The sequence below is a fragment of the Defluviicoccus vanus genome, from assembly GCF_014672695.1.
Lineage (GTDB): Bacteria > Pseudomonadota > Alphaproteobacteria > Rhodospirillales > Defluviicoccaceae > Defluviicoccus > Defluviicoccus vanus.
This window is the reverse complement of the sequence record NZ_CP053923.1, coordinates 550,156-570,833: the sequence shown is the minus strand read 5'-3', so window position 1 is coordinate 570,833 and position 20,678 is coordinate 550,156. Positions and strand designations below refer to the sequence as shown.

At 64.7% G+C, this 20,678-nt stretch carries 14 protein-coding genes, 1 tRNA gene and 3 pseudogenes; 10 read left to right on the top strand and 8 right to left on the bottom strand.

Annotated elements, in window-relative coordinates; genetic code table 11:
- The first annotated feature begins 25 nt into the window (after positions 1-25).
- The 7 genes and pseudogenes from HQ394_RS02565 to istB all read left to right on the top strand — a co-directional run bounded on the left by HQ394_RS02565 (position 26) and on the right by istB (position 8,057).
- Entirely contained in the window at positions 26-1,291 is a 1,266-nt protein-coding gene (locus tag HQ394_RS02565; protein WP_190261888.1) for a serine/threonine-protein kinase, read from the top strand.
- Positions 1,213-3,852 (top strand): Stp1/IreP family PP2C-type Ser/Thr phosphatase, encoded by a 2,640-nt coding sequence (locus HQ394_RS02560; protein ID WP_456151476.1) that lies wholly within the window; start codon positions 1,213-1,215, stop codon positions 3,850-3,852. Before HQ394_RS02565 ends, HQ394_RS02560 begins: the two co-directional genes overlap by 79 nt.
- The gene (locus tag HQ394_RS02555; protein ID WP_190261886.1) at positions 3,815-4,267 is read left to right on the top strand and encodes a hypothetical protein; all 453 of its coding nucleotides are present in this window, start codon (positions 3,815-3,817) and stop codon (positions 4,265-4,267) included. Before HQ394_RS02560 ends, HQ394_RS02555 begins: the two co-directional genes overlap by 38 nt.
- 64 nt (positions 4,268-4,331) lie before the next feature.
- Positions 4,332-4,832 carry a hypothetical protein gene (locus HQ394_RS02550; RefSeq protein WP_223291796.1) on the top strand — a complete coding sequence of 167 codons (501 nt, stop codon included), beginning with the start codon at positions 4,332-4,334 and terminating at the stop codon, positions 4,830-4,832.
- Between the two features lie 140 nt (positions 4,833-4,972).
- On the top strand, positions 4,973-5,581 hold the full coding sequence (locus tag HQ394_RS02545) for a tyrosine-type recombinase/integrase (RefSeq protein WP_190261884.1): 609 nt from the start codon (positions 4,973-4,975) through the stop codon (positions 5,579-5,581).
- Between the two features lie 48 nt (positions 5,582-5,629).
- Positions 5,630-7,128, top strand: a pseudogene (gene istA / locus HQ394_RS02540) (IS21 family transposase).
- Positions 7,125-8,057, top strand: a complete 933-nt coding sequence (istB, locus tag HQ394_RS02535; protein ID WP_317628952.1) for an IS21-like element helper ATPase IstB — start codon at positions 7,125-7,127, stop codon at positions 8,055-8,057. The pseudogene istA and the gene istB overlap by 4 nt, the downstream one beginning before the upstream one ends.
- 113 nt (positions 8,058-8,170) lie before the next feature.
- Here istB and HQ394_RS02530 read toward each other — a convergent pair whose 3' ends face one another.
- The 5 genes and pseudogenes from HQ394_RS02530 to HQ394_RS02510 all read right to left on the bottom strand — a co-directional run bounded on the left by HQ394_RS02530 (position 8,171) and on the right by HQ394_RS02510 (position 14,233).
- Positions 8,171-9,640, bottom strand: a complete 1,470-nt coding sequence (locus HQ394_RS02530) for a site-specific integrase (protein ID WP_190261883.1) — start codon at positions 9,638-9,640, stop codon at positions 8,171-8,173.
- 117 nt (positions 9,641-9,757) lie between these two features.
- Positions 9,758-9,832: transfer RNA gene (locus tag HQ394_RS02525), tRNA-Gln, on the bottom strand.
- A gap of 42 nt (positions 9,833-9,874) precedes the next feature.
- Positions 9,875-10,830: pseudogene (locus HQ394_RS02520) on the bottom strand (4-(cytidine 5'-diphospho)-2-C-methyl-D-erythritol kinase).
- A gap of 186 nt (positions 10,831-11,016) precedes the next feature.
- Positions 11,017-12,309 (bottom strand): annotated as a pseudogene (locus tag HQ394_RS20995) (tetratricopeptide repeat protein); the annotation flags it as partial.
- Between the two features lie 295 nt (positions 12,310-12,604).
- Positions 12,605-14,233 (bottom strand): electron transfer flavoprotein-ubiquinone oxidoreductase, encoded by a 1,629-nt coding sequence (locus HQ394_RS02510; protein WP_190263082.1) that lies wholly within the window; start codon positions 14,231-14,233, stop codon positions 12,605-12,607.
- A 112-nt stretch (positions 14,234-14,345) separates the two neighbouring features.
- Here HQ394_RS02510 and HQ394_RS02505 point away from each other — a divergent pair, with 112 nt between their 5' ends.
- Complete coding sequence (locus HQ394_RS02505) at positions 14,346-15,257, top strand: uracil-DNA glycosylase (RefSeq protein WP_223291795.1); 912 nt, start codon at positions 14,346-14,348, stop codon at positions 15,255-15,257.
- 294 nt (positions 15,258-15,551) lie between these two features.
- On the opposite strand, the gene HQ394_RS02500 is transcribed toward HQ394_RS02505, so the two are convergent.
- Positions 15,552-15,722, bottom strand: a complete 171-nt coding sequence (locus HQ394_RS02500; RefSeq protein ID WP_190261881.1) for a hypothetical protein — start codon at positions 15,720-15,722, stop codon at positions 15,552-15,554.
- 314 nt (positions 15,723-16,036) lie between these two features.
- Between HQ394_RS02500 and HQ394_RS02495 the strand changes: the two genes are divergently transcribed.
- Positions 16,037-16,930: a lytic transglycosylase domain-containing protein gene (locus tag HQ394_RS02495; protein WP_190261880.1), complete on the top strand. Its 894-nt coding sequence runs from the start codon at positions 16,037-16,039 to the stop codon at positions 16,928-16,930.
- 21 nt (positions 16,931-16,951) lie between these two features.
- A complete protein-coding gene (gene moaB, locus HQ394_RS02490) occupies positions 16,952-17,473 on the top strand; it encodes a molybdenum cofactor biosynthesis protein B (RefSeq protein ID WP_190261879.1) in 522 nt (173 codons plus the stop codon).
- Here the strand turns inward: moaB and HQ394_RS02485 are convergent.
- On the bottom strand, positions 17,470-18,354 hold the full coding sequence (locus HQ394_RS02485; protein WP_190261878.1) for a 50S ribosomal protein L11 methyltransferase: 885 nt from the start codon (positions 18,352-18,354) through the stop codon (positions 17,470-17,472). The genes moaB and HQ394_RS02485 overlap by 4 nt on opposite strands.
- Positions 18,351-20,603 (bottom strand): ATP-dependent helicase, encoded by a 2,253-nt coding sequence (locus tag HQ394_RS02480; protein ID WP_190261877.1) that lies wholly within the window; start codon positions 20,601-20,603, stop codon positions 18,351-18,353. Before HQ394_RS02480 ends, HQ394_RS02485 begins: the two co-directional genes overlap by 4 nt.
- Positions 20,604-20,678 lie beyond the last annotated feature (75 nt).

Here is a 20,678-nt window from a genome sequence, read left to right as displayed (position 1 = left end):
CTTCAGACAGTATCGCTACAGCAGCATGTCAGTCAGCGTCCAGCCAGGAAGCGTTGTTTCGCATTATCGGTTGCTTGAGCGCATTGGCGCGGGCGGAATGGGCGAGGTGTTTGTCGCCTTCGACACCCGCGTCAATCGCCGGGTTGCGGTCAAGTTTCTGCACGCGCCGACGGCACGGCGGGATCTGTTCGAGCGCTTCCAGAATGAGGCGCGATTGCATGCCCGGTTGTTCCATCCCAACATTGCCCGATTATTCGGCTTCTTCAGCGACGCCAAGCCGCCTTATCTGGTGATGGAGATTGTCGAGGGGCCGACGCTGAAAGACTGGATGCAGCAGGCGCGCTCCGTTGATTGGCATGAACGTCTGCGCGTGTTTACCGGCATCGCCGATGGTGTCGGCTATCTCCACGCCAACGGCATCATTCATCGCGACATCAAGCCGGGTAACGTCCGGCTCAGCCGCGATGGGCGGCCGAAACTGCTGGATTTCGGCATCGCCAAGGATTCGCTGACGCCTAATCTGACGATGACTGGCAATGTGGTCGGCACGCTGCAGTTTTTGGCACCGGAGCAGCTGGAAGGAAAGACGGCGGATAAACGCTCCGACGTCTGGGCGTTGGGCATCCTGCTGTACGAACTCCTCACCGGGCGGCTGCCCTTTGCCAGCGACAGCCTGAGCGAGTTGATGAGCCAGGTGCGGAAAAGCCGCTTTCCGTTGCCAACGGTTATCGACGCCAGTTTGTCTCCCGCGGTTGATCGCTTGGTCAAATCCTGCCTCAAGCCGAACCCCGACGACCGTCCGCAGGACGGGGCGGACCTCGCCAGGTTGGTGCGCGATTTGATGCGCGAGGACAGTTCGGCTGTGGATGGCAGCAGTCACGGCAATGCGGCAGGGTTGAAGCGAGGACAGAAGCGGTCCGGCAGTGGCGGCCGCGGGATCACCATCCCGCCGCTGGCGTGGAAGCTCGCGGCTGGATCCGCTGGGCTTGTTGCTCTCGGCGCCGGTTCGTACGCTCTGCTATCCTCCGAAGACGTGCCCGTGCCGCAGGCGGCCAGCTGTGATCAAGTTGCTAGCAATGGCCGGACATTTCCGGTCAATATTCAAGGCAACAGCGGCACCTTCGAGGTCTGGGTCAACGACGTCAGCTGTGGAACCACTGACGCCGATGGCGTTTGGTTTCGGGCCGTGGCCGGAACCAAGCTCACCTTCGAATGCCGGCCGGTCTCACTCGGGCAACGAACCATGCACGAGATCACGGTTGGTGCAACGAACGTTTATTCATGTCCCTAGACTCTACAGCGATCGTCCCCCTCGGGGACCCTGATCTAAGCTTCGTCGGTGCGATGCTGACCGACGTTGGTCGGGTGCGGGCGCACAACGAGGACACGGTGCTGCACGACGTGCCGCGCAGCAACGATCCACGCGCCGCCAAGGGCATTCTGGTCCTGGTTGCCGACGGCATGGGCGGGCACGCCGCCGGCGAGGTGGCAAGTGCAATCGCCGCCCGGGTTATCGACCAGACGTTTTACGCCTACGACGGCAGCATTGCGCAATCGCTCGATGCCGCCTTCCAGGCGGCCAATCGGGCGATCTTCGACCAGGCGCAGGCAGACGAGGCCTGTCGTGGCATGGGGACAACCTGCACCGCGTTGGTCTTCGCCAGCGGCATGCTGTATCTGGCCAATGTGGGCGACAGTCGTGCCTACATCTTACGTGACGGCGAGTTGACCCAGTTGAGCGAGGATGATTCCCTCGTCGGCGAACTGGTCCGCAGCGGTGCGATTACGCCGGAGGAGGCGCAGCACCGTCCGGACCGCAACGTTATTCTGCGCGCCCTGGGAACGAAGCCCGACGTCACGGTAACGGTATGGAGCGAGGGAATGCCGCTTCGCCCGGGCGACCGATTGCTCATCTGCTCCGACGGATTGTGCGATCTGGTGGATGATCGGCTCATTGGCGATCTGACCGCCGCTGGCGAGCCGCACCAGGTGGGCCAACGGCTGATCGACGCGGCGCTCGCTGCGGGTGGATTCGACAACATTTCGGTCGGCGTCTTTATCGTCGATCGGGCGCGCTCGCAGCGATCCGCGGCGAGGGCANACCCGGCCCATCCGTCTGCCGGAGCAGGCGCGATGATTGGGCGGGTGGTCGGCAATTTCCAGTTCACCGAGCTGCTTGGTGAAGGCGGCATCGGCGCCGTCTACGCCGCCATCGACCGGATGCTCGGTCGGCCGGTGGCGATCAAGTTGCTGCGCCCTGAATTGGCGCACGATGCGCGTTTCCTCGATCGCTTCCGTGGCGAGGCGGCAAGCTTGGCGCGTCTCAACCATCCGAACATCACCACGCTCTACAGCCTGCACAGCGAGGGGCAGGAACTGTTGATGATCATCGAGCTGGTGGAGGGACGGACGCTCGAGGACATCCTCAGGGCAAGCGGCCGGCTCAGTGCGGACGAGTGCCTGGCGCTGGCGGCGCAGGCAACCGAGGGTTTTGCCTACGCGCATNCGAACGGGGTCGTCCATCGCGATATCAAGCCGGCGAATCTGATGGTGACCGCGGACGGCTCGCTGAAGATCATGGACTTCGGTATCGCCCGCATTCGCGGCAGCCAGCGGATGACGCGGACCGGCCATATCATCGGGACGCTGGCGTACATGGCGCCGGAACAAATCCAAGGGCATGAAGGCGATGAGCGCTCAGACATCTACAGTCTTGCCATCGTCCTTTATGAATTGCTGGTGGGTGATCTCNCCTTCATGGCTGACAGCGAATATCAGCTGATCCGCGCCCAGGTGGAGGAAATCCCCCGCTCGCTGGCGGAGCGGGTGCCAGGGATCGACCCGGTCATTGATCGTGCGGTGATGCAGGCATTGGCGAAGAACCCCGATGCGCGGTTCGCGACCATGACGGAGTTTTCGCGTGCGCTTGGCAGCACGATGGGACTGACTGCGGCAAAGGAGACGATGGTGCGGCGTGTCGCACCGCTGGTCAGTCAGCTTGCTGCCACGCGGCAACGGCCGATGATAACTGACCCAACGGCAATGCCGACGTTTGCCGCTTCCGGGTCGACACCGTCCACCTCTGCGGCCGCCACGCTCCCAGGGAGCCTGTCCACGGAGGCCGCGTCCGCAGCGACGCCGGCGCCATGGCCGACGCCGGAGCAAACGCCTGCCCCGGCGCCGCGACCGCAGCCGACTGGCTCGGCGAGCGGTCGGCGCGGACTCAGCATCCCGATGATGATTCTGGGCGGCGTGGTGCTTTTGTTCATCGCCGGGATCGGCTTCATCCTCAAGGATACCTTCTTTGCTTCGCGCCCGCCGCAGGTGGCCGCACCGGCGGATGCACCGGTGCCCGCCGCAAAGGAGGTGACAGAGCCGGCGGCTCCCGTCGCCGAGCAACCGGAGCCGGGGAGCAAGGTCACATCAACGGAGAGTCCGGTAAGCCAGCCGGCGATAACGCTGCCGTCGGTCGCGCCAACGCCGTCGCCACCGTCGCCGCCGCCGGCAACGCCGGTGACGCTGCAGCCGCCCGGATCGCTCGCGCCGTTGACGCCGGTGACCCCGCCGGCAAAGCAGGGCCCCGCCGTCGGCTCCGTCGAGCCGAAGCAGCCGGTTGAGGAATCGCCCAGCGAACCAAAGAAGAGCGAGAAAAAGCAACCAAACCACCGACAAAGAAAACCGTCGCGCGTGGCGACGAAGGCTCAAGACGAAGCAGCAGTGAAACGCCGACAAATCAAGGGGGATCTGGATGGGTCATCAGGCGCGATTAACAACTGCCGTTCTTCTCGTCCTCGTCTTCGGTGTCAGTGGATGCATGCCGGAGCGGCAAAAGGGCGTCGATATTCCGCGTGAACCGATGGTGGTACTGCCGCAACCGGGAGCCAAGTACGTCATTCGTCCGCAGGATCCGGCCTTTCAGTCGCTTTGCGTTGGCGCCTCGGCGCAGCGCTTTCTGACGGTTAATGAAGTGAGTGTCGAACCGGCGCGGGTCCGGGCGGGCCGCGACATCAACAACCGCTTCGTCTATACCCTGTGCCCGAGAGGCCAGAGTTCCGTGACCGGTCGGCTCACCACGACCATTTCCCAAGGTGGCTCGGTCATCCTCTCTGAACCCGTGGACGGCTACCGGTTAGGTGCGGGTCAATGGGCGGTCGATGCGCGGATCACCGTGCCGCCGGAAGCACCACCGGGGGATTACACATTAACCTTATCGTTCGCAGGCGGAGGCGCCTCGTTCAATGGCAGCGCCGATTTCACCGTCTATTGAGCAGCAACAGACATAAGAGGAGTTGGGCGCGGTGCGGCATTGTTTGCCTAAGGGAATGCTGCTGGTGGCGATCGTTGCCCTGGACCTCGCCGGCTGTCGCCGTGGTGGCCAGCCACCGGCACAGAGTCCGTCCGATACGGCATCGTTAGCAACCACGGCGGAACTGCCCGCGCCGGGGGAAAAGCTGTTACGCGGCACCGACGATCCGGCGTTGCTCAAGTCATGCGTCAACTACACGCGCCGCTTTCTATGGATCGACGCGGTTGAGGTGACACCGAACCGGGTACCCGCCGACAGCACCATCAACCACCGCTTTACCTATACCTTCTGTCCGCAGGCAACGGTGAAATCGCTGCGTGGCACGCTGCTGACTCGCATCTCCTTGCAGGGGACTCAGGTGGTCGCCAACGTGGACAAGAACTACGTCCTGATCCCGGGGCAGTGGGCGGTCGACGCGAATATTCTTATCCCGGCGCAGGCTTCGCCCGGCACCTATACCCTTGAGACCACCTTTACCAGTGGCGGGGCCGAATTTCGCCGTAGCGCCGCGTTTACGGTTTATTAGAGCGTTTTCTGATCATTGGGAATCGCTGGGGATTGAACGAACCCGCTGTCGCGGGAGTGGGGTGATCGGTTAGCAGGGACAGCTCCCGTCTGAGAGGATTACGGCGTCTTGAAGCCCTATTCTCAGACAGGAGCACCCCGATGGCCGAGATGAGCCCTCTGCGCCGGCGCATGACCGAGGATATGACGGTCCGCAATCTGTCGCCGGCGACGCAACGGTCCTATCTGCACGCGGTCAGCAAGTTCAGCCGCCACTTCGGTCGCTCGCCGGACCAGCTTGGCCTGGAGGACGTGCGCGCTTTCCAGGTACATCTGGTGTCGACTGGCATTTCGTGGCCGGCGCTGAACCAGACGGTGTGTGCCCTGCGGTTTTTCTACGGCGTGACGCTCGGGCACGGCGAGATCCCGGAGCGGATCCCCTACGCGCGCGAGCCGCACAAGCTGCCCGTGGTGTTGAATGCCGATGAAGTGGTGCGCTTTCTCGAGGCGGTGCCCAGCCTGAAGACCCGTGCTGCGCTGACAACGGCCTATGCGGCGGGGCTGCGGGCGTCCGAAGCGGTCGGCCTAAAGGTCGGCGACATCGACAGCGTCCGGATGGTGATCCGGGTCGAGCACGGCAAGGGCGGCAAGGATCGCACCGTCATGCTGTCGGCACAGCTGCTGGGTATCCTGCGCATCTACTGGCGTGTGTATGGCGGTGACAAATTAGGCCAGGTAGCGGCGGCGATTGGTGCTGCCGCGCCGGAGTAAAATCCGGCCAGTGGTTAGGCTGTCTCTTTTTTGTGGGGGCGGCCGGGGATGTTTGCCGTGGAAGTCTACGCCGCCGTTCGGCATTTCGTTTTCATCGAGGGCAACAGCCGGCGTGAGGCGGCCCGGGTGTTCGGGCTGAGCCGTGAGACGGTTTCGAAGATGTGCCGGTTCTCGTTGCCGCCCGGCTACACGCGAACGAAGCCGGTGAAGAAGCCGAAGCTCGGGGTGCTGCTGCCGGTGATCGACGCCATCCTCGAGGCCGACAGGACGGCGCCTTCGAAGCAGCGGCATTCGGCCAAGCGGATCTTCGAGCGACTGCGCGACGAGCACGGTTATGCCGGCGGTCTGACGGTGGTGAGGGACTACGTCCGGGTTGCTCGGGGAGATTGCGGGAGACCTTCGTGCCGCTGGCTCATCCGTCCGGTCATGCGCAGGTCGACTTTGGCGAGGCGATCGGCGTGATCGGCGGCGTCCGGCAGAAGATCCACTTCTTCTGCATGGACCTGCCGCAATCGGATACTCCTTTCGTGAAGGCCTATCCGGCGGAGACGACGGAAGCCTTCCTCGACGGGCATGTGTCGGCATTCGCCTTCTTTGGCGGCGTGCCGTTGTCGGTGCTTTACGACAACACGACGCTCGCGGTGGCGAAGATCTGCGGCGACGGCAGGCGGGAGCGCACCCGGGCCTTTACGGAACTGCAGAGCCATTACCTGTTCCAGGATCGCTTCGGCCGTCCCGGCAAGGGCAACGACAAGGGCAAGGTCGAGGGGCTGGTGAAGTATGCTCGATCGAACTTCCTGACGCCGATCCCCCAGGCGGCAAGCTTCGACGATCTCAATGCCATGCTGGAAGAGCGCTGCCGGCAGCGACGAGGCGAACGCGCCGGTCGCCACGGCGAAACCATCGGCGAGCGTCTCGTCGCCGACCTCGAAGCCTTCCGGGATTTGCCGGCGGTGCCATTGGAGCCGAGCGAGAAGCGGGCGGCCCGTGTCTCATCGACCGCCCTGGTCCGCTACCGCGGCAACGACTACTCGGTACCGACGGCATACGGCTTCCGGGATGTTGTGGTGAAGGGCTTCGTCGACGAGGTGGTGATCCTTTGTGCCGGCGAGGCGATCGCCCGGCATCGTCGCTGCTATGGCACGGGCACCTTCGTATTCGAGCCGCTGCACTATCTGGCGCTGATCGAGACGAAGCCGAATGCCCTCGACCAGGCGGCGGCGCTGAAAGACTGGGATCTGCCGGAGGCGTTCCAGCACCTGCGCCATCTCCTCGAGGCGCGCATGGGCAACCGCGGCAGGCGGGAGTTCATCCAGGTGCTGCGGCTGATGGAGGCGATCCCGATGGAGATGGTGGCGAGCGCGGTCAGCGAAGCGATCCGGCTCGGCGTCATCGGCTTTGATGCGGTCAAGCAGATTGCTCTGGCGCGCGTCGAGCGGCGGCCGGCCCGGCTCGACCTGACGGCCTATCCACATCTGCCGAAAATGGACGTCAGGATGACGGCGGCGGCTGACTACGCCGTTCTCGTTCCCGGGACAACGGCATGACCGGCAAGGCGGGCGCTGATGCGATGCCGGCGGGAACGACAAGCGGCACACCGCAGGTTCTGCTGGCGCATCACCTCAAGCAGTTGAAGCTGCCGACCGTTCTGCGGGAATACGACAAGATCGCCCGCGAATGCGCACGCGACGGCGTCGATCATCCCCGCTATCTGCTGCGCCTGGTGGAACTCGCACTGATCGACCGAGAACGCCGAATGGTCGAGCGGCGGATCAAGGCAGCACGCTTCCCGGCGGTCAAAAGCCTCGACACCTTCGACTTCACCGCGATTCCCAGCCTCAACAAGATGCTGGTGCTCGAGCTGGCCCGCTGCGAGTTCATCCTGCGCCGGGAGAACGTCATCGCGCTCGGCAACAGTGGCACCGGCAAGACCCATGTCGGGCTCGCCCTCGCTCTTGCCGCCTGCCAGAAGGGGTTCACCGTCGCCTTCACCACCGCAGCCGCCCTCGTGCACCAGTTGATGGAGGCGCGTGACGAGCGCCGCTTGCTGAAGCTGCAACGCGATCTCCAGTCGGTGATGTTGCTCATCGTCGACGAACTCGGTTACCTGCCGCTGTCGCCGACCGGGGCGGAACTTCTGTTCGAGGTGTTCTCCCAGCGCTACGAGCGCGGCTCGACCCTCGTCACCTCCAATCTGCCGTTCGAGGACTGGACCTCGGTGCTGGGATCGGAACGGCTCACCGGCGCGCTGCTCGACCGCCTGACCCACCACGTCCATATCCTCACCATGAACGGCGACAGCTACCGGTTGAAGCAATCCGCCGGACGTCGTCGTCCCCCACCGCAGCCGATCGGGCGGAGCAAAACCAGACCACCGCCGAGACCGTCGATCCCGAGACCGGCAAAACCAGCAAGCCCTGATCCCCGAGGCAAAGCCGACGCACGGCAAGGGGCCCGATCGGGCCCCTTGCCGTGATTGCACCGCTCTCGCCCAAATGGCCTGCTTTTACTCCGCTACAGTGGCCCAGAATTGCTCCGCCGTTGACAGGCCACGCAAAGCTCGGAATACGGCTGCAGCCAGCCGCCAGCCTAAGATGCCGAGCGAGGAAAAAGGTGGCCAATCTCCAACCCTTCGGCGACGTAGTCGAGTTTGCAGATCGCCGCATACCGGTCGGTCACGGTGGGGTGCGTATAGGTCTGGGTTTCAATTTGCTGCGTTTCGTGACCGACGATTTCGCCGACCATCAAGATGTCCTTGATCGCCCGTCGCAGGTGCGTTGCAAAGGTGTGCCGGAACGAGTGGAAATCTCTCAGGTCTTCATACAAGCCGGTCTGCCGCCGGTAGACGGTGAAGTCCTGGGAATACTGGTAGCCAAACTTCCCTTGCGGCCCGCCGCCGGTTAGCTCGGGGAAGATTCGATCTTCGGCATTGCTGCCTTGGAACAAGGCGGTGAAGCCCAAGTCCACAAGCGTGGGATGCACGGGAACGGCGCGGGTGCTGGAGTCCGTCTTCAACCGCTTGCCCTCGCCCTCGGCCACCTCGATGTAGGCGATGCCGTCTTTGGTTTGCTTGAGATCGCCGCATTGAAGCTGGGCGATCTCTTCGAGGCGCATGCCGGTGAAAATTGCGATTATCGGCAGCCACCAGTAGGCGTCCCTGATGATCCGCCGGCCCTTCTGGTAACGAAGGCTCGGCTTCTGCGCCTTGGTGCCTTTCCAGATCGGCGTTGCGAACAACCGGTTGAGATCATCAACGGACCAGGGCTTCCGCTCCTTCGCTTTCGGCACATTGTCACGGAAGCGAATACCGCCGAACAGCTTCTCGACGTTGACCTCGCTGTCCAGGTGATGGTTGGCTGCCGTAAAGAGCGACTTCACGCATCGGAAATGCTTCGTCAGCGTGGTGATGTTCATGCTCTCCTTGTCTTCCGAGAAGCGAAGCACCTCGTCAACATCCAGACCCGCATCCTTGCTTGATTTACCGTAGTTCTTGTGGACGCACTCCAACGTGCGAACGCATTTGAGCACGTCCTGCCGCGTGTAGGCGTTCAACGGTTTGTCGCCGACAATTTTCAAGAACAGCTTGATGTAGTTGATGTTGTGGCGATGGGCGCTTTCATCCCACTGGCCACCCTTCTCAACGATGAAGGTCTCCAGGAAAGCGGATACGGCTGCTGCCAGCTTGGGCGAAACGGCTCGGTTCTTTTCGTCCTTGGTGACCAGGGCGTAGGTTTTCCGATAGGCGTCGAAATTCTCGTCGACCTCAGCCTTGCCGATGCGAAGCACGCGGTTCTGCAGCAACAGCACACGCACACTCTGCTGAAGCACGTCCTCTTGCTTCTCGATTTCCGTCTCGTCCGTCATCGCGCGAATCCGCTCGAAAAAATCGGCGTGAAGCGCCGACACGGCAATGACCCGTCTTGCCGCTTCCTGCGGTGATGATGACTGAAGGGACTTTCGGATTTCCTTAACGCCCAGGCGATCGGTCAAGTCGGTCGGAACGCGCTGGCGGAAGTAGTAGCGGCTGCCTCTTCGGGTGAGGTGCGAACGCAGAGTCATGGCCGGTTGCAGACTGATCCACAAAGGTGATCCACAAGCCCCGTGAATCAGCCATTTTCAGCCGGTTTACCGTTCCATAACCCTTTGATTTTCCTAAGGTCTACAACCTCGTAGTGGTGGCTGGGGCGGGAGGATTCGAACCTCCGAATGCCGGAATCAAAATCCGGTGCCTTACCGCTTGGCGACGCCCCAATCGTCGCGGCCGTACGTTTGCCGACCGCGCTGCGAGGGAAACTAGACGTTATCGTCGTCGCCTGCAACCCGGGCCGCTGCAGTCCACCAGTTCGGTCGCTGCTGGCGGATGCCGGCTGCTGCTGCCGCTGCCTCTGTTGCGTCGGCAAACAGGGCGAAACAGGTGGCGCCACTGCCGCTCATCCGGCTGAGCAGGGCGCCCCGGCATCCGGCGAGCACGTCAAGCACNNCAGGGCAATCTCCGGACAGAGGGCGATCGCCGCCGGGCTCAGATCGTTACCGCGCCCGGCCAGCAGCCGGGCNAAAGGCCGCCACGTCGGCGGGGGATGGGTGAATCGCGCCGCCGGGGAGAAATCGCCCTGGCGGCGGCGGAAAACCTGTGGCGTCGGCAAGGCCAGGCCAGGGTTGACGAGCACGATCCAGCAGCGCGGTAGCGTCGGTGTCGCATCGATTGCCTCGCCGATGCCGCCGACGAAGGCCGGACGGCTGGTCAGGCACATGGGCAGATCTGCCCCCAGCCGCAATGCCAGCGCCGCCAGGTCCGCTGCCGGCAAGGCGACATCCCAGAGTCGCAGCAGCGCCCGGAGCGTCGCCGCCGCATCGGCCGAGCCACCACCGATTCCCGACGCCACCGGCAGGCGTTTGATGAGCCGGATCCGCGCCGCATAGGGCCGCTGATCGTCGCGGGGCGGCAAGGCGGCTGCCAGCGCGTCCGCCGCCTGCAGGACCAGATTGCTCCGGTCGGTGGGCAGGTCGGTGGCAAACGGCCCGTCAATGGTGAGTGAAAGGTCGTCGGCCCAGGCCACCTCCACCTGGTCGCCGGCAATGACGCCATCGATGGCTCCGTCGATGGTCCCGGCGGCGGTGAAGACGACGAGGCTGTCGAGCAGGTGGTATCCGTCGGCACGGCGGCCGACCACGTGCAGGTAGAGATTGATCTTTGCCGGGGCGAAGGCGCCGACCTTCACCGGGTCGGCGACGGGGTGAGTGTGGATCAGCGGCATCAGGGTGTCGCGCTCGCTTCCTTGATCAGGCCGCGCNTCGAGCTTTTGCTCCAGGGCAGCCTTGAGGTCGGGCTCGGGGTTGCGCGAGAGCGCCGCCCGCCATTGGAAACGTGCTTCGCGCTGACGGCCGACTGCCCAATAGGCATCGCCGAGGTGGTCGTTGATCACCGGATCCTCCGGCTGCAGCTCCACCGCCCGCTCCAGTTGTACCACTGCCTCTTCCGGACGGCCGACGCGGTAGAGGACCCAGCCCAGACTATCGACGATGTAGCCGTCTTTCGGCCGCAGTTCTACGGCACGGCGGATCAGCGCTTCCGCCCGCTCAAGGTTGTGGCCCTGTTCGACCCAGGAGTAGCCAAGATAGTTGAGGACGAAGGGCTGGTCCGGTTGCAGCTCCAGCGCCTTCAGAAGATCGGCTTCGGCGCGGTCCCATTGCTTCGAACGCTCGAGCGAAATGCCACGGGCGTAAAGCAGCCGCCAGAAGCGCTTGTCGAGCGTCGGAATGCGCGCCGCTGCTTCATCGTAGACCACCACCGCTTCGGCGAACCGCTCGTGACGGCGGAACAGATCGCCCAACTGAATGAGTGGCTCCGGATCATCGGTGCGTTCCCGCGCCATGGCGCGGAGGATCACCTCCGCCTTGGCGAACTGGTCGAGACGATCGAGGTTCTGCGCCATCGACAGCCGTCCGACCCAGGCGAGCGGCGAGGATGCGTCGATCGCCGCATAGGCGCGGTTGGCTTCAGCGAGCTGGTCGAAGCCTTCCATCAGGTCGGCGACCACCAGCTGTAGTGCAGGAAATTGCGGCTTCAAATAGAGGCCGAGCTGGGCGAGCACGAGTGCGGTCTCACGATCATTCAGCCGTGCGAACACGCCTGACGTGTCGAACAACGCTTCGGCGGCGCCATCGCTGGCGGTGCGGAATTCGGAGTCGCCGTCGCGGTTCTTCGTCCCGGTCGCCACGAAGCCGAGGGCGGCCGATTCCGGATGGCGGCTGAGGTAGCGCTCCCGCAGCGCCGCCGCGTCGGCACTGCGTCCGGCACGCTCGTAAAGCCTGATGCCCAGTTCGGTCAGACGCAGCCATGGATCCTTCTGCTCCTGCGTCAATGTCGAGAGGTCATCGGCGGCGCCCTTAGGATCGCCGGCTGCGTCCTTCAGCCACGCCGAATGCAGCGGACCAAGATAGGCGGTGGCAGCATTGCCCTCGACGTCCTTCATCTTGTGCAACGCCGCTGCTTGGTCGCCGCGGCCGAATGCCGCCCACGCAGCGAGCAGCGGTGCGGTGGCGAAGCCGTGCGATCCTTGCGGCAGCGCTTGCAACTCCGCCTCGGCTTCGGCGTAGTGCCGATCATGGATTGCCGCCACCGCGAGCACCACCCGCGCCAGCTCATTGGCGGGTTGGACAGCCACCAGCCGGCGGGCATAGGGGATTGCCTCTTTGGTGCGGCCGTCAAGAATCAGCTCTGCCGTCATCCGCGACAGCAAGACGGAATCGTTGGGCGCCCGCTCGAGCGCCGCAGCGTAATACTTCGCTGCCGAATCGGCGACGTGGTCGGACGCGGCATGCCGCGCCGCCAGATAGTTGCCGGTCAGCGACCGGCTGGCATGGATGTCCGTCGACGCATCGGCCCGGGGTACGCGCTCGGCATAGAGACCACAGGCGACGACCGGTCCCAGCGTTGCTGCCAGGATGGCCAGGAGGATCGCTGGCCGCCGACCGAGGCGGCCGAGCAGGGAACGCCCGGCCGCAGCAATCGTACAGTCTGCCTTACATGTTCGGATAGTTCGGTCCTCCGCCACCTTCCGGAACCACCCAGTTGATATTCTGGGTTGGGTCCTTGATATCGCAGGTTTTGCAATGGACGCAGTTCTGCGCGTTGATCTGCAGCCGCTTGCTGCCGCCGTCGTCGACGAATTCGTAGACGCCGGCCGGACAGTAGCGCTGCTCCGGCCCATCGTACGTCGCGAGGTTGATCCTAACAGGCGTCAACGCGTCTTTCAGTGTCAAATGAATCGGCTGGTCTTCTTCGTGGTTGGTGCTCGACAGGTAGACCGAGGAGAGTTTGTCGAAGGTGATCGTGCCATCCGGCTTCGGATAGTCGATCTTCGGACATTGGTCGGCCGGTTTGAGGCAGGCATGGTCCTCGTGTTGTTTCAAGGTCCAAGGTGCCTTGCCACGCAGGACGTAGGTATCGAGCGCCGCGTAAACCAGTCCCGCCCACATGCCCCAGTGGAAGGATGGCCGGACGTTACGCACCCCTTTCAGTTCCTCCCACACCCAGCTTGCCTTAAGCGCCTCCGGGTAGGCGTCCACCAGCGCCGGCGGACGCTCCTCGCCGAGGGCGGCAAAGATCGCATCGGCACAAACCATTCCTGATTTCATTGCCGTGTGCGTACCTTTGATCTTCGGCACGTTNAGGAATCCGGCCGTATCGCCGATCAGCGCCCCGCCGGGGAACACCAGCTTCGGGATCGACTGGAAACCACCTTCAGCCAGGGCGCGCGCGCCGTAGGCGATGCGTCGGCCGCCCTCAAAGATGGGGCGAATGGCGGGGTGAGTCTTGAACCGCTGCATCTCATCGAAGGGGCTCAGATGTGGGTTCTGGTAGTCGAGGCCGATGACGAATCCCACCGCGACCTGGTTGTTCTCCATGTGGTACAGAAAGGAACCGCCGTAGGTCTTGCGGTCCACCGGCCAGCCGATGGTATGCACCACCCGGCCCGCCTTGTGCTTGGCCGGCTCCACCTCCCACAGTTCCTTGATGCCGATGCCGTAGGTCTGCGGCTGCACCCCGCGNCGAAGGTTGAAGCGTTGCATCAGCCCCTTGGTCAGCGAGCCGCGGCAACCCTCGGCAAAGATGGTGTAGGTAGCAAGCAGTTCGACCCCCGGCTGGTAGTTGTCGGTGGGCTTGCCTTCGCGGCTGACACCCATGTCGCCGGTGGCGATGCCGGCAACCCGGCCGCTGTCGTCGTAGAGCACCTCGGCGGCGGCGAAGCCGGGATAGATTTCGACGCCGAGCGCTTCCGCCTGGGTTGCAAGCCAGCGGCAGACGTTGCCGAGGCTGACGATATAGTTGCCATGATTGTGCATCTGCGGCGGCGTCGGCAGCCGGATCGAGCGCGTCTCGGTCAGGAAGAGAAATTCGTCATCGCTGGCCGGGGTGACAAGCGGCGCCCCTTGTTCCTTCCAGTCCGGGATCAGCTCGTCGAGGGCACGGGTTTCGATGACCGCACCGGAGAGAATATGCGCACCGATCTCCGAACCCTTCTCGACGACGCAGACGCCAATCTCGCGGTCGTGTTGTGCCGCCAGCTGCTTGAGGCGAATCGCCGCCGACAACCCCGACGGTCCGCCGCCGACGATCACCACGTCGAATTGCATTTGTTCGCGCGCCATTGCGTCACCCCTCATTTTCGTTCGCTCCCCTGGTTCTGCGCCAACTTATAAAGTAGGACTACACGCTTCGTACTGCAAAACGAAGGCGGCTGGAAAGGATCACTGGTTGAGCGTGGGCGAGCGCAGACAGACGGTCGAAGCACTGCTGCGTTGGCATCTGGCCGCCGGCATCGACGAGAGCGTGGCCGATGTGCCGTGGGACCGCTTTGTCGTGGATCCACCGTCTGCTGCCGCCGCACCACCATTGCCGCAACCCCGCACGGCCACTCCCAGAGCGCATGCCGGTGCGCAAGTGAGTACGCAAGTTGGCGTGGCCGCACCGGCCGCCGCCCGGCCGCCCGCTGCCAGCGCCGGGTTGGAGCCAGTGGGCGCCCCACGACGCGCCGCGCAGGCGCCACCAGCGGGAAGCGATGAGGCCTATGCCCGCGCCCGTGCCGCCAACAGCCTCGCCGAGCTCAAGGCGATCATCGCCGGCTTCGACGGCTGTCCGCTGAAGGAGACCGCCACCAACCTGGTGTTCGGCGACGGCAATCCCCAAGCTCGCGTCCTGCTCATCGGCGAGGCGCCGGGCGCAGAAGAGGACCGTCAGGGCCTGCCTTTCGTCGGCCCCAGCGGCCGGCTGCTCGATCGCATGCTGGGCTCCATCGGCCTCGACCGGCCGCAGGTGTTCATCTCCAACACGGTCTTTTGGCGGCCGCCGGGGAATCGTGCTCCCACCACCTTCGAGATCGCGGTCTGTGCCCCGTTCGTTGAGCGAATCGTCGAGCTAATTGCGCCGCAGTTGCTGATCGCCCTGGGTGGCCCGGCGGCAAATGCGCTGCTGGGCGCGCAGGAGAGCGTCGGTCGACTGCGCGGGCGATGGTTCGCGTTTCGGACCCGCGCGGGCTCGATGCAGGTCGCCGCAACGGCGCTTTTTCATCCTGCGTACCTTCTTCGTTCACCTTCGCAGAAGCGATTGGCGTGGCGAGACTTGCTCGCTATAAAGCAACGTCTGGCAGCGATGGAGGACAGCGCGGGCGATTGAGGCCAAAGCACGGCCGCCTTATGCCCCATCTGCGGCGATTGCCCGTTTGCCCTTGCCAGCGTATGTTTCATCTTGTTACAAATGACGATCCAATATTTGGCGGAGTGGGGACCGGTGCGATTTCGATTCGGTGTATTGCTTGCTTGCTTTGCTTTCGGTTTGGGTATTCCGGCCATAGGCAACGCTTCAGAGCTGACCGCGCGCTTTCCTTCGACCCTCACGCCCACCCGGCCGGCCGAGCCGCAGCGACTGCCGGTGATTCTCTCCGATCGTGATGCGGCGCTGTACCAGGAGCTATTCTCGCTCGCCCGCCAGCATCAGTGGCAGGCCATCGACGAGGCGGCGGCGCAGCTGAGTGATCCGCTGCTCGTCGGCCACCTCTTGGCGATGCGCTATCTCGGCAGCACGGCCGTCCCGGCGAGTGAGGAGGAGATCAGCGCCTGGCTCGCCGCTTATGGGGATCATCCGCAGGCAGCGCGCATCGCCGCACGTTTCACCCGGGACTTGCCGTCGATGCCTCAGGGCCGGAGATTGAGAGCTCGCAGCTATGGGCGATCGCCAAGGCCGCCTGGGTTGCCTCACGCCCCAGTCGTGCCACGCCGCCGGAATGGAATTCCGGTCTCGATGCTTGGCGGAGCGGCGACTATCAGACTGCGGCGGCCTATTTCGAACCGATCGTTGATCGCGAAGACCTGTCCAAGTGGACGCGTGCTGCCGCTGCATTCTGGGCCGCGCGCGCGCACCTGTTTGCCGGCGAGCCGGAGAAGGTGGCGCCCTGGTTGGGACAGGCGAGCGAATGGAGCCACACCTTTTATGGGTTGATGGCGCGCCGCATCCTCGGCCTGCCGTTTCCCTACAGCTGGCACATGGGCGACCGGGACCGCGCGGCGCTGAAGGCGCTCTGCGCCACCAACGGCGGCCGCCGGGCGCTGGCCTTGCTCGAAATCAACGAAGACCTTCTGGCCGAGGATGAACTGAAGCAGCTGGTGCTGCAGGACGACACCGATCTGGCGCACGGGGCGATGATCGTCGCCGACGCCAGTGGTATGGCCGAGCTGGCGATGAAGCTCGACCGGATGCTCGACCATTACGGGATCGACTACGCCCGCGCCGCCTATCCGATTCCGCACTGGGTGCCGAATGGCGGCTTCACCGTCGACCGGGCTCTGGTCTACGCAGTGATGCGGCAAGAATCCACCTTCAATCCCAAGGCGGTGAGTTCTGCCGGCGCCCGCGGCGTGATGCAGCTGATGCCGGCGACGGCACGCTTCGTTGCACGGCGCACCGGTATCGGTGAGGGCAGCGTCGGCGAACTGGTACAGCCGGAGTCCAACATGGCGCTGGGCCAGCGCTACATCGAGATGCTGCTCGCCGACGGCAACGTTGGCAGCGATCTGTTCCGTCTCACCGCTGCCTGGAACGGTGGCCCTGGTAATCTTGGCCGGTGGACCCGCGACGGCACCGCGATGCAGGATTCCCTCCTGTTCATCGAAAGCATTCCGCTCTCCGAGACCCGCGATTTCATCGAGAGGGTGTTGGCGAACCTGTGGATCTACCGCAATCGGCTGGGGCAGCAGAGCCCGTCCCTCGATGCGTTGGCCGCCGGCAACTGGCCCGGCTACGACGGCAGCGAGTTGACGCCGGTCGAGGTGGCGGAGCATGCCCGGTACTAGCTGGCAGGACCGGCGCTGAGCATGGCCGGGATTGACGCCGACCGTTCCTTTCGCCCGCTGGCCATTGCCGTCCTGACCATCTCCGACAGCCGTCAGGCTGGCGACGATCGCTCCGGCGACACCCTGGTGCAGCGGCTCACCGCCGCCGGTCATCGGCTGGCGGCGCGCGCTATCGTCCGCGATGACCGCGACGCCATCATCGCGCAGCTGCNNGAGTGGATCGCCGATCCGGCGGTTGAGGTGATCCTGACCACCGGTGGTACCGGGGTGACCGCCCGCGATGTCACGCCGGAAGCGGTACAGGCGGTGATGGAAAAGGAAATTCCCGGCTTCGGCGAACTCTTCCGCTGGCTTAGCTATGCCAAGATCGGCACCTCGACCATTCAGTCGCGGGCGCTGGGAGCTATTGCCGGACGGACCTACCTCTTCGCCTTGCCTGGTTCGCCCGGCGCCTGCCGCGATGCCTGGGACGATATCCTCGTCTTCCAGCTCGATGCCCGCTATCGGCCGTGTAATTTCGTCGAACTGCTGCCGCGGCTTTAGTCGGCAGCACGCGAGCGGCGGAGCACCAAGGTTGCCCAGCCGTCGATGACGATCTGCCGCTGCAATCGACATCCCAGGGCGTGGTAGACGGCGAGGACGCGCCGGGCGTCGCCAACGACAAACCCGGCCAGAATCACTGTCCCACCGGGCGCGGTATGCCTGACCGCCGCGCGCGCCAGCCGCTGCAATGGCCGGGCGAGAATATTGGCAAAGAGCAGCGCGTAGGGAGCGTGCGCACGGATCAACGGATGGGCGCATCCGTCGGCGGTGACCGTTCGTATCCAGGCGCCGACGCCGTTGCGCCGCGCATTTTCGGCCGCGATCCGCACCGCCACCGGATCGATGTCGCTGGCGACCACCGGCCGGTGGAGAACCCGGGAAGCAGCAATGGCGAGGATGGCCGAGCCACATCCAAGGTCAAGCGCCGGCCCCTCCGGCAGCCGCCGGTGCAGGGTGCCCAATGCCAGGAGGCAGCCGGCGGTGGAAGCGTGGCGGCCGCTGCCGAAGGCGAGCCCGGCATCGACGGCAAGCGCTACGGCGTCGGCCGGCGCTGGTGTCGGGTCGTCTTGTTGATGAATGAAGAAACGCCGGACGCGGAAGGGCGTGAAGGATTCCTGGTTCTCCGCCAGCCAGTTACGTTCACCGACCGGCTCGATGGCGATCTCCGGCGCCGCAATCCCCGCTGCCGCCGCAGCTAACGCCAGCGCCACCGCCAGTTCGGCGGCGGGAGGCCCGGCGGTCAGCCCAAGGAGGGTGATATAACCGTCGTCCGTCAGCTGTTGCGATACCGCGAGGCAATGCTCGGCGAGAACGTCCTCGCACAGCGGTACGGCGGTGCGGGGGACGATCAGCGACAGCTGCCACATCGACGCCGCGCTCACGCCGGCTCGACAAAGGACTGGATGACGGTTTTGCGACCGGCCTTGTCGAACTCGATCTCCAGCCGATCGCCATTGACCGCCTGCACCCGGCCGTAGCCGAATTTCTGGTGGAACACACGCTCGCCGGCGGCGACCCCGGCAGCGGGCGGGATGTCGGGAATCTGCACCGCTTCGCCTTCGATAACTTTTGGCTGGAGCCGCGCCGCTTCACCCCACCGTCGCGTCGGGCCAAAGGCGCCGCTGCGCTCCCAGCCGCCGTCGTGGCGGGCGGCGGTGGGCGCCGCGGCGTGGGCGACGTTCGCCGGCGGAAGCTCGCCGATGAAGCGCGACGGCATCGCCGGCTGCCACATGCCGTAGACCATTCGGCTGGCGGCGTGGGAGATGATTGCCCGCGCTCGCGCCCGGGTCAGGCCCACGTAGGCGAGCCTTCGCTCCTCTTCCAGCGACTTGGCGCCGCCTTCCTCCAGCGCCCGCATGTTGGGGAAAATCCCTTCCTCCCAGCCGGGCAGGAAGACGGTGTCGAATTCGAGGCCCTTCGCCGCATGCAGCGTCATCAGGGTGATCTTGTCCTCGCCCGCCGCTTCGTCGTTATCCATGACCAGGCTGACGTGTTCGAGGAAACCGCCCAGGGAGTCGAACTCGGCCATGGCGACCACCAGTTCGCGCAGATTCTCCAGCCGGCCTGGCGCTTCCGGGCTGCGGTCAGCCCGCCACATCTGCGTGTAGCCGCTCTCGTCGAGCAGCAGCCGCGCCAGATCGGCATGCGGCAGGTGGTCGAGCTGGCCACGCCAGCGGTCGAAGTCCGCGAGCAGGCGGCGGATGGTGTTGCGCGGCTGTGGTTTGAGTTCGTCGGTTTCGATCAATTGCCGTGCCGCTTGGGTCAGCGACAGGTTGCGGGCGCGCGCCAGGATGTGGATGCTGCGCAGGCTGGCGGGGCCGAGGCCGCGCTTGGGGACATTGACGATCCGCTCGAAGGCGAGGTCGTCGTCGGGCTGGGCGACGATGCGGAAGTAGGCGATGGCGTCGCGGATTTCCTGGCGTTCGTAGAAGCGGGCTCCGCCAACGATCCGATAGGGGATGCCGACGGTGATCAAGCGTTCCTCGAACTCGCGGGTCTGGAAGCCGGCGCGGACGAGGACTGCCATGGTATTGAGTTGCTGCCCTTTGCGGCGCAATGCATCCGCCTGCTCGCAGACGATCCGCGCTTCGTCGGCGCCATCCCAGGCTGCCTGGACAGTGACCGGTTCGCCGCCGTCGCGCGGCGTCCACAGCGTCTTGCCGAGGCGGCCCTTGTTGTGGGCGATCAGGGCCGACGCGGCGGCAAGAATGTGGGCGGTGGAGCGGTAGTTGCATTCCAGGCGGACGATCTGCGCGCCGGGAAAGTCGTGCTCGAAGCGCAGGATGTTTTCGATCTCGGCGCCGCGCCAGGAATAGATCGACTGGTCATCGTCACCGACGCAGCAAAGATTGCGGTGCCCCTGGGCCAGCGCCCGCAGCCAGAGGTACTGGGCGACGTTGGTGTCCTGATACTCATCCACCAGCAGATAGCGGAACTGCTGCTGGTAGCGGGCGAGGATGTCCGGCTGTTGCTGGAACAGTTTCAGCGCATGCAGCAGGAGATCGCCGAAATCGACGGCGTTCACTTGCAGGAGGCGCTCCTGGTAGTCGCGGTACAGCGGCAGCGCCTGGCCATCGGCGGCGTCTGCTCCTTCGGCGGTGGACACCTGGTCCGGCGTCAGGCCGCGATCCTTCCAGCGCTGGATGATCCCCATGAACAGCCGCGGCGGCAGTTTCTTGGCATCGAGGCCACGCGCTTCGGTGAGCTGCTTCAACAGCCGCTGCTGATCGTCGGCATCGAGGATGGTGAAGCTGGGCTTGAGCCCCAGGTGCTCGGCGTGCTGTCGCAGCATGCGCGCACCGGCCGCGTGAAAGGTGCCGACCCACCAGCCATCCACCGACGTACCGAGAGTGAGCGCCACCCGCTCGCGCATCTCGCGCGCCGCCTTGTTGGTGAAAGTGACGGCAAGCAGTTGCCACGGCTTGGCCCGCCCGCTCGCCAGGATATGGACGAGGCGGGTCGTCAGTACCCGGGTCTTGCCGGTGCCGGCGCCGGCGAGTACCAGTACCGGCCCGTCCACCGCTTCCACCGCCAGCCGCTGCGTCGGATTGAGCGCATCGAGATAGGTCGCGGAGTGCAGCGCGGGGGTCGCAGTGGTGGAACTGTCCATAGTGTTGCTCACATCCAGCATCCCCGAGATATAGCATTGATCATGGCGCTGCGCAGCGGAATTGACCGCAGCAGGAAGCGGCCTGAACCACCCGGC

Excerpts from the sequence above, each read along its gene's own strand:
- istB (WP_317628952.1), top strand. The coding sequence starts at position 7,125 with ATGACCGGCAAGGCGGGCGCTGATGCGATGCCGGCGGGAACGACAAGC.
- HQ394_RS02480 (WP_190261877.1), bottom strand. The coding sequence starts at position 20,603 with ATGCTGGATGTGAGCAACACTATGGACAGTTCCACCACTGCGACCCCC.
- HQ394_RS02565 (WP_190261888.1), top strand. The coding sequence starts at position 26 with ATGTCAGTCAGCGTCCAGCCAGGAAGCGTTGTTTCGCATTATCGGTTG.
- HQ394_RS02530 (WP_190261883.1), bottom strand. The coding sequence starts at position 9,640 with ATGACTCTGCGTTCGCACCTCACCCGAAGAGGCAGCCGCTACTACTTC.
- HQ394_RS02500 (WP_190261881.1), bottom strand. The coding sequence starts at position 15,722 with ATGATCCCCATAAGCGGCGAGCCAGGCGCTGATCTCCTCCTCACTCGC.
- HQ394_RS02555 (WP_190261886.1), top strand. The coding sequence starts at position 3,815 with ATGCCGGAGCGGCAAAAGGGCGTCGATATTCCGCGTGAACCGATGGTG.
- HQ394_RS02545 (WP_190261884.1), top strand. The coding sequence starts at position 4,973 with ATGGCCGAGATGAGCCCTCTGCGCCGGCGCATGACCGAGGATATGACG.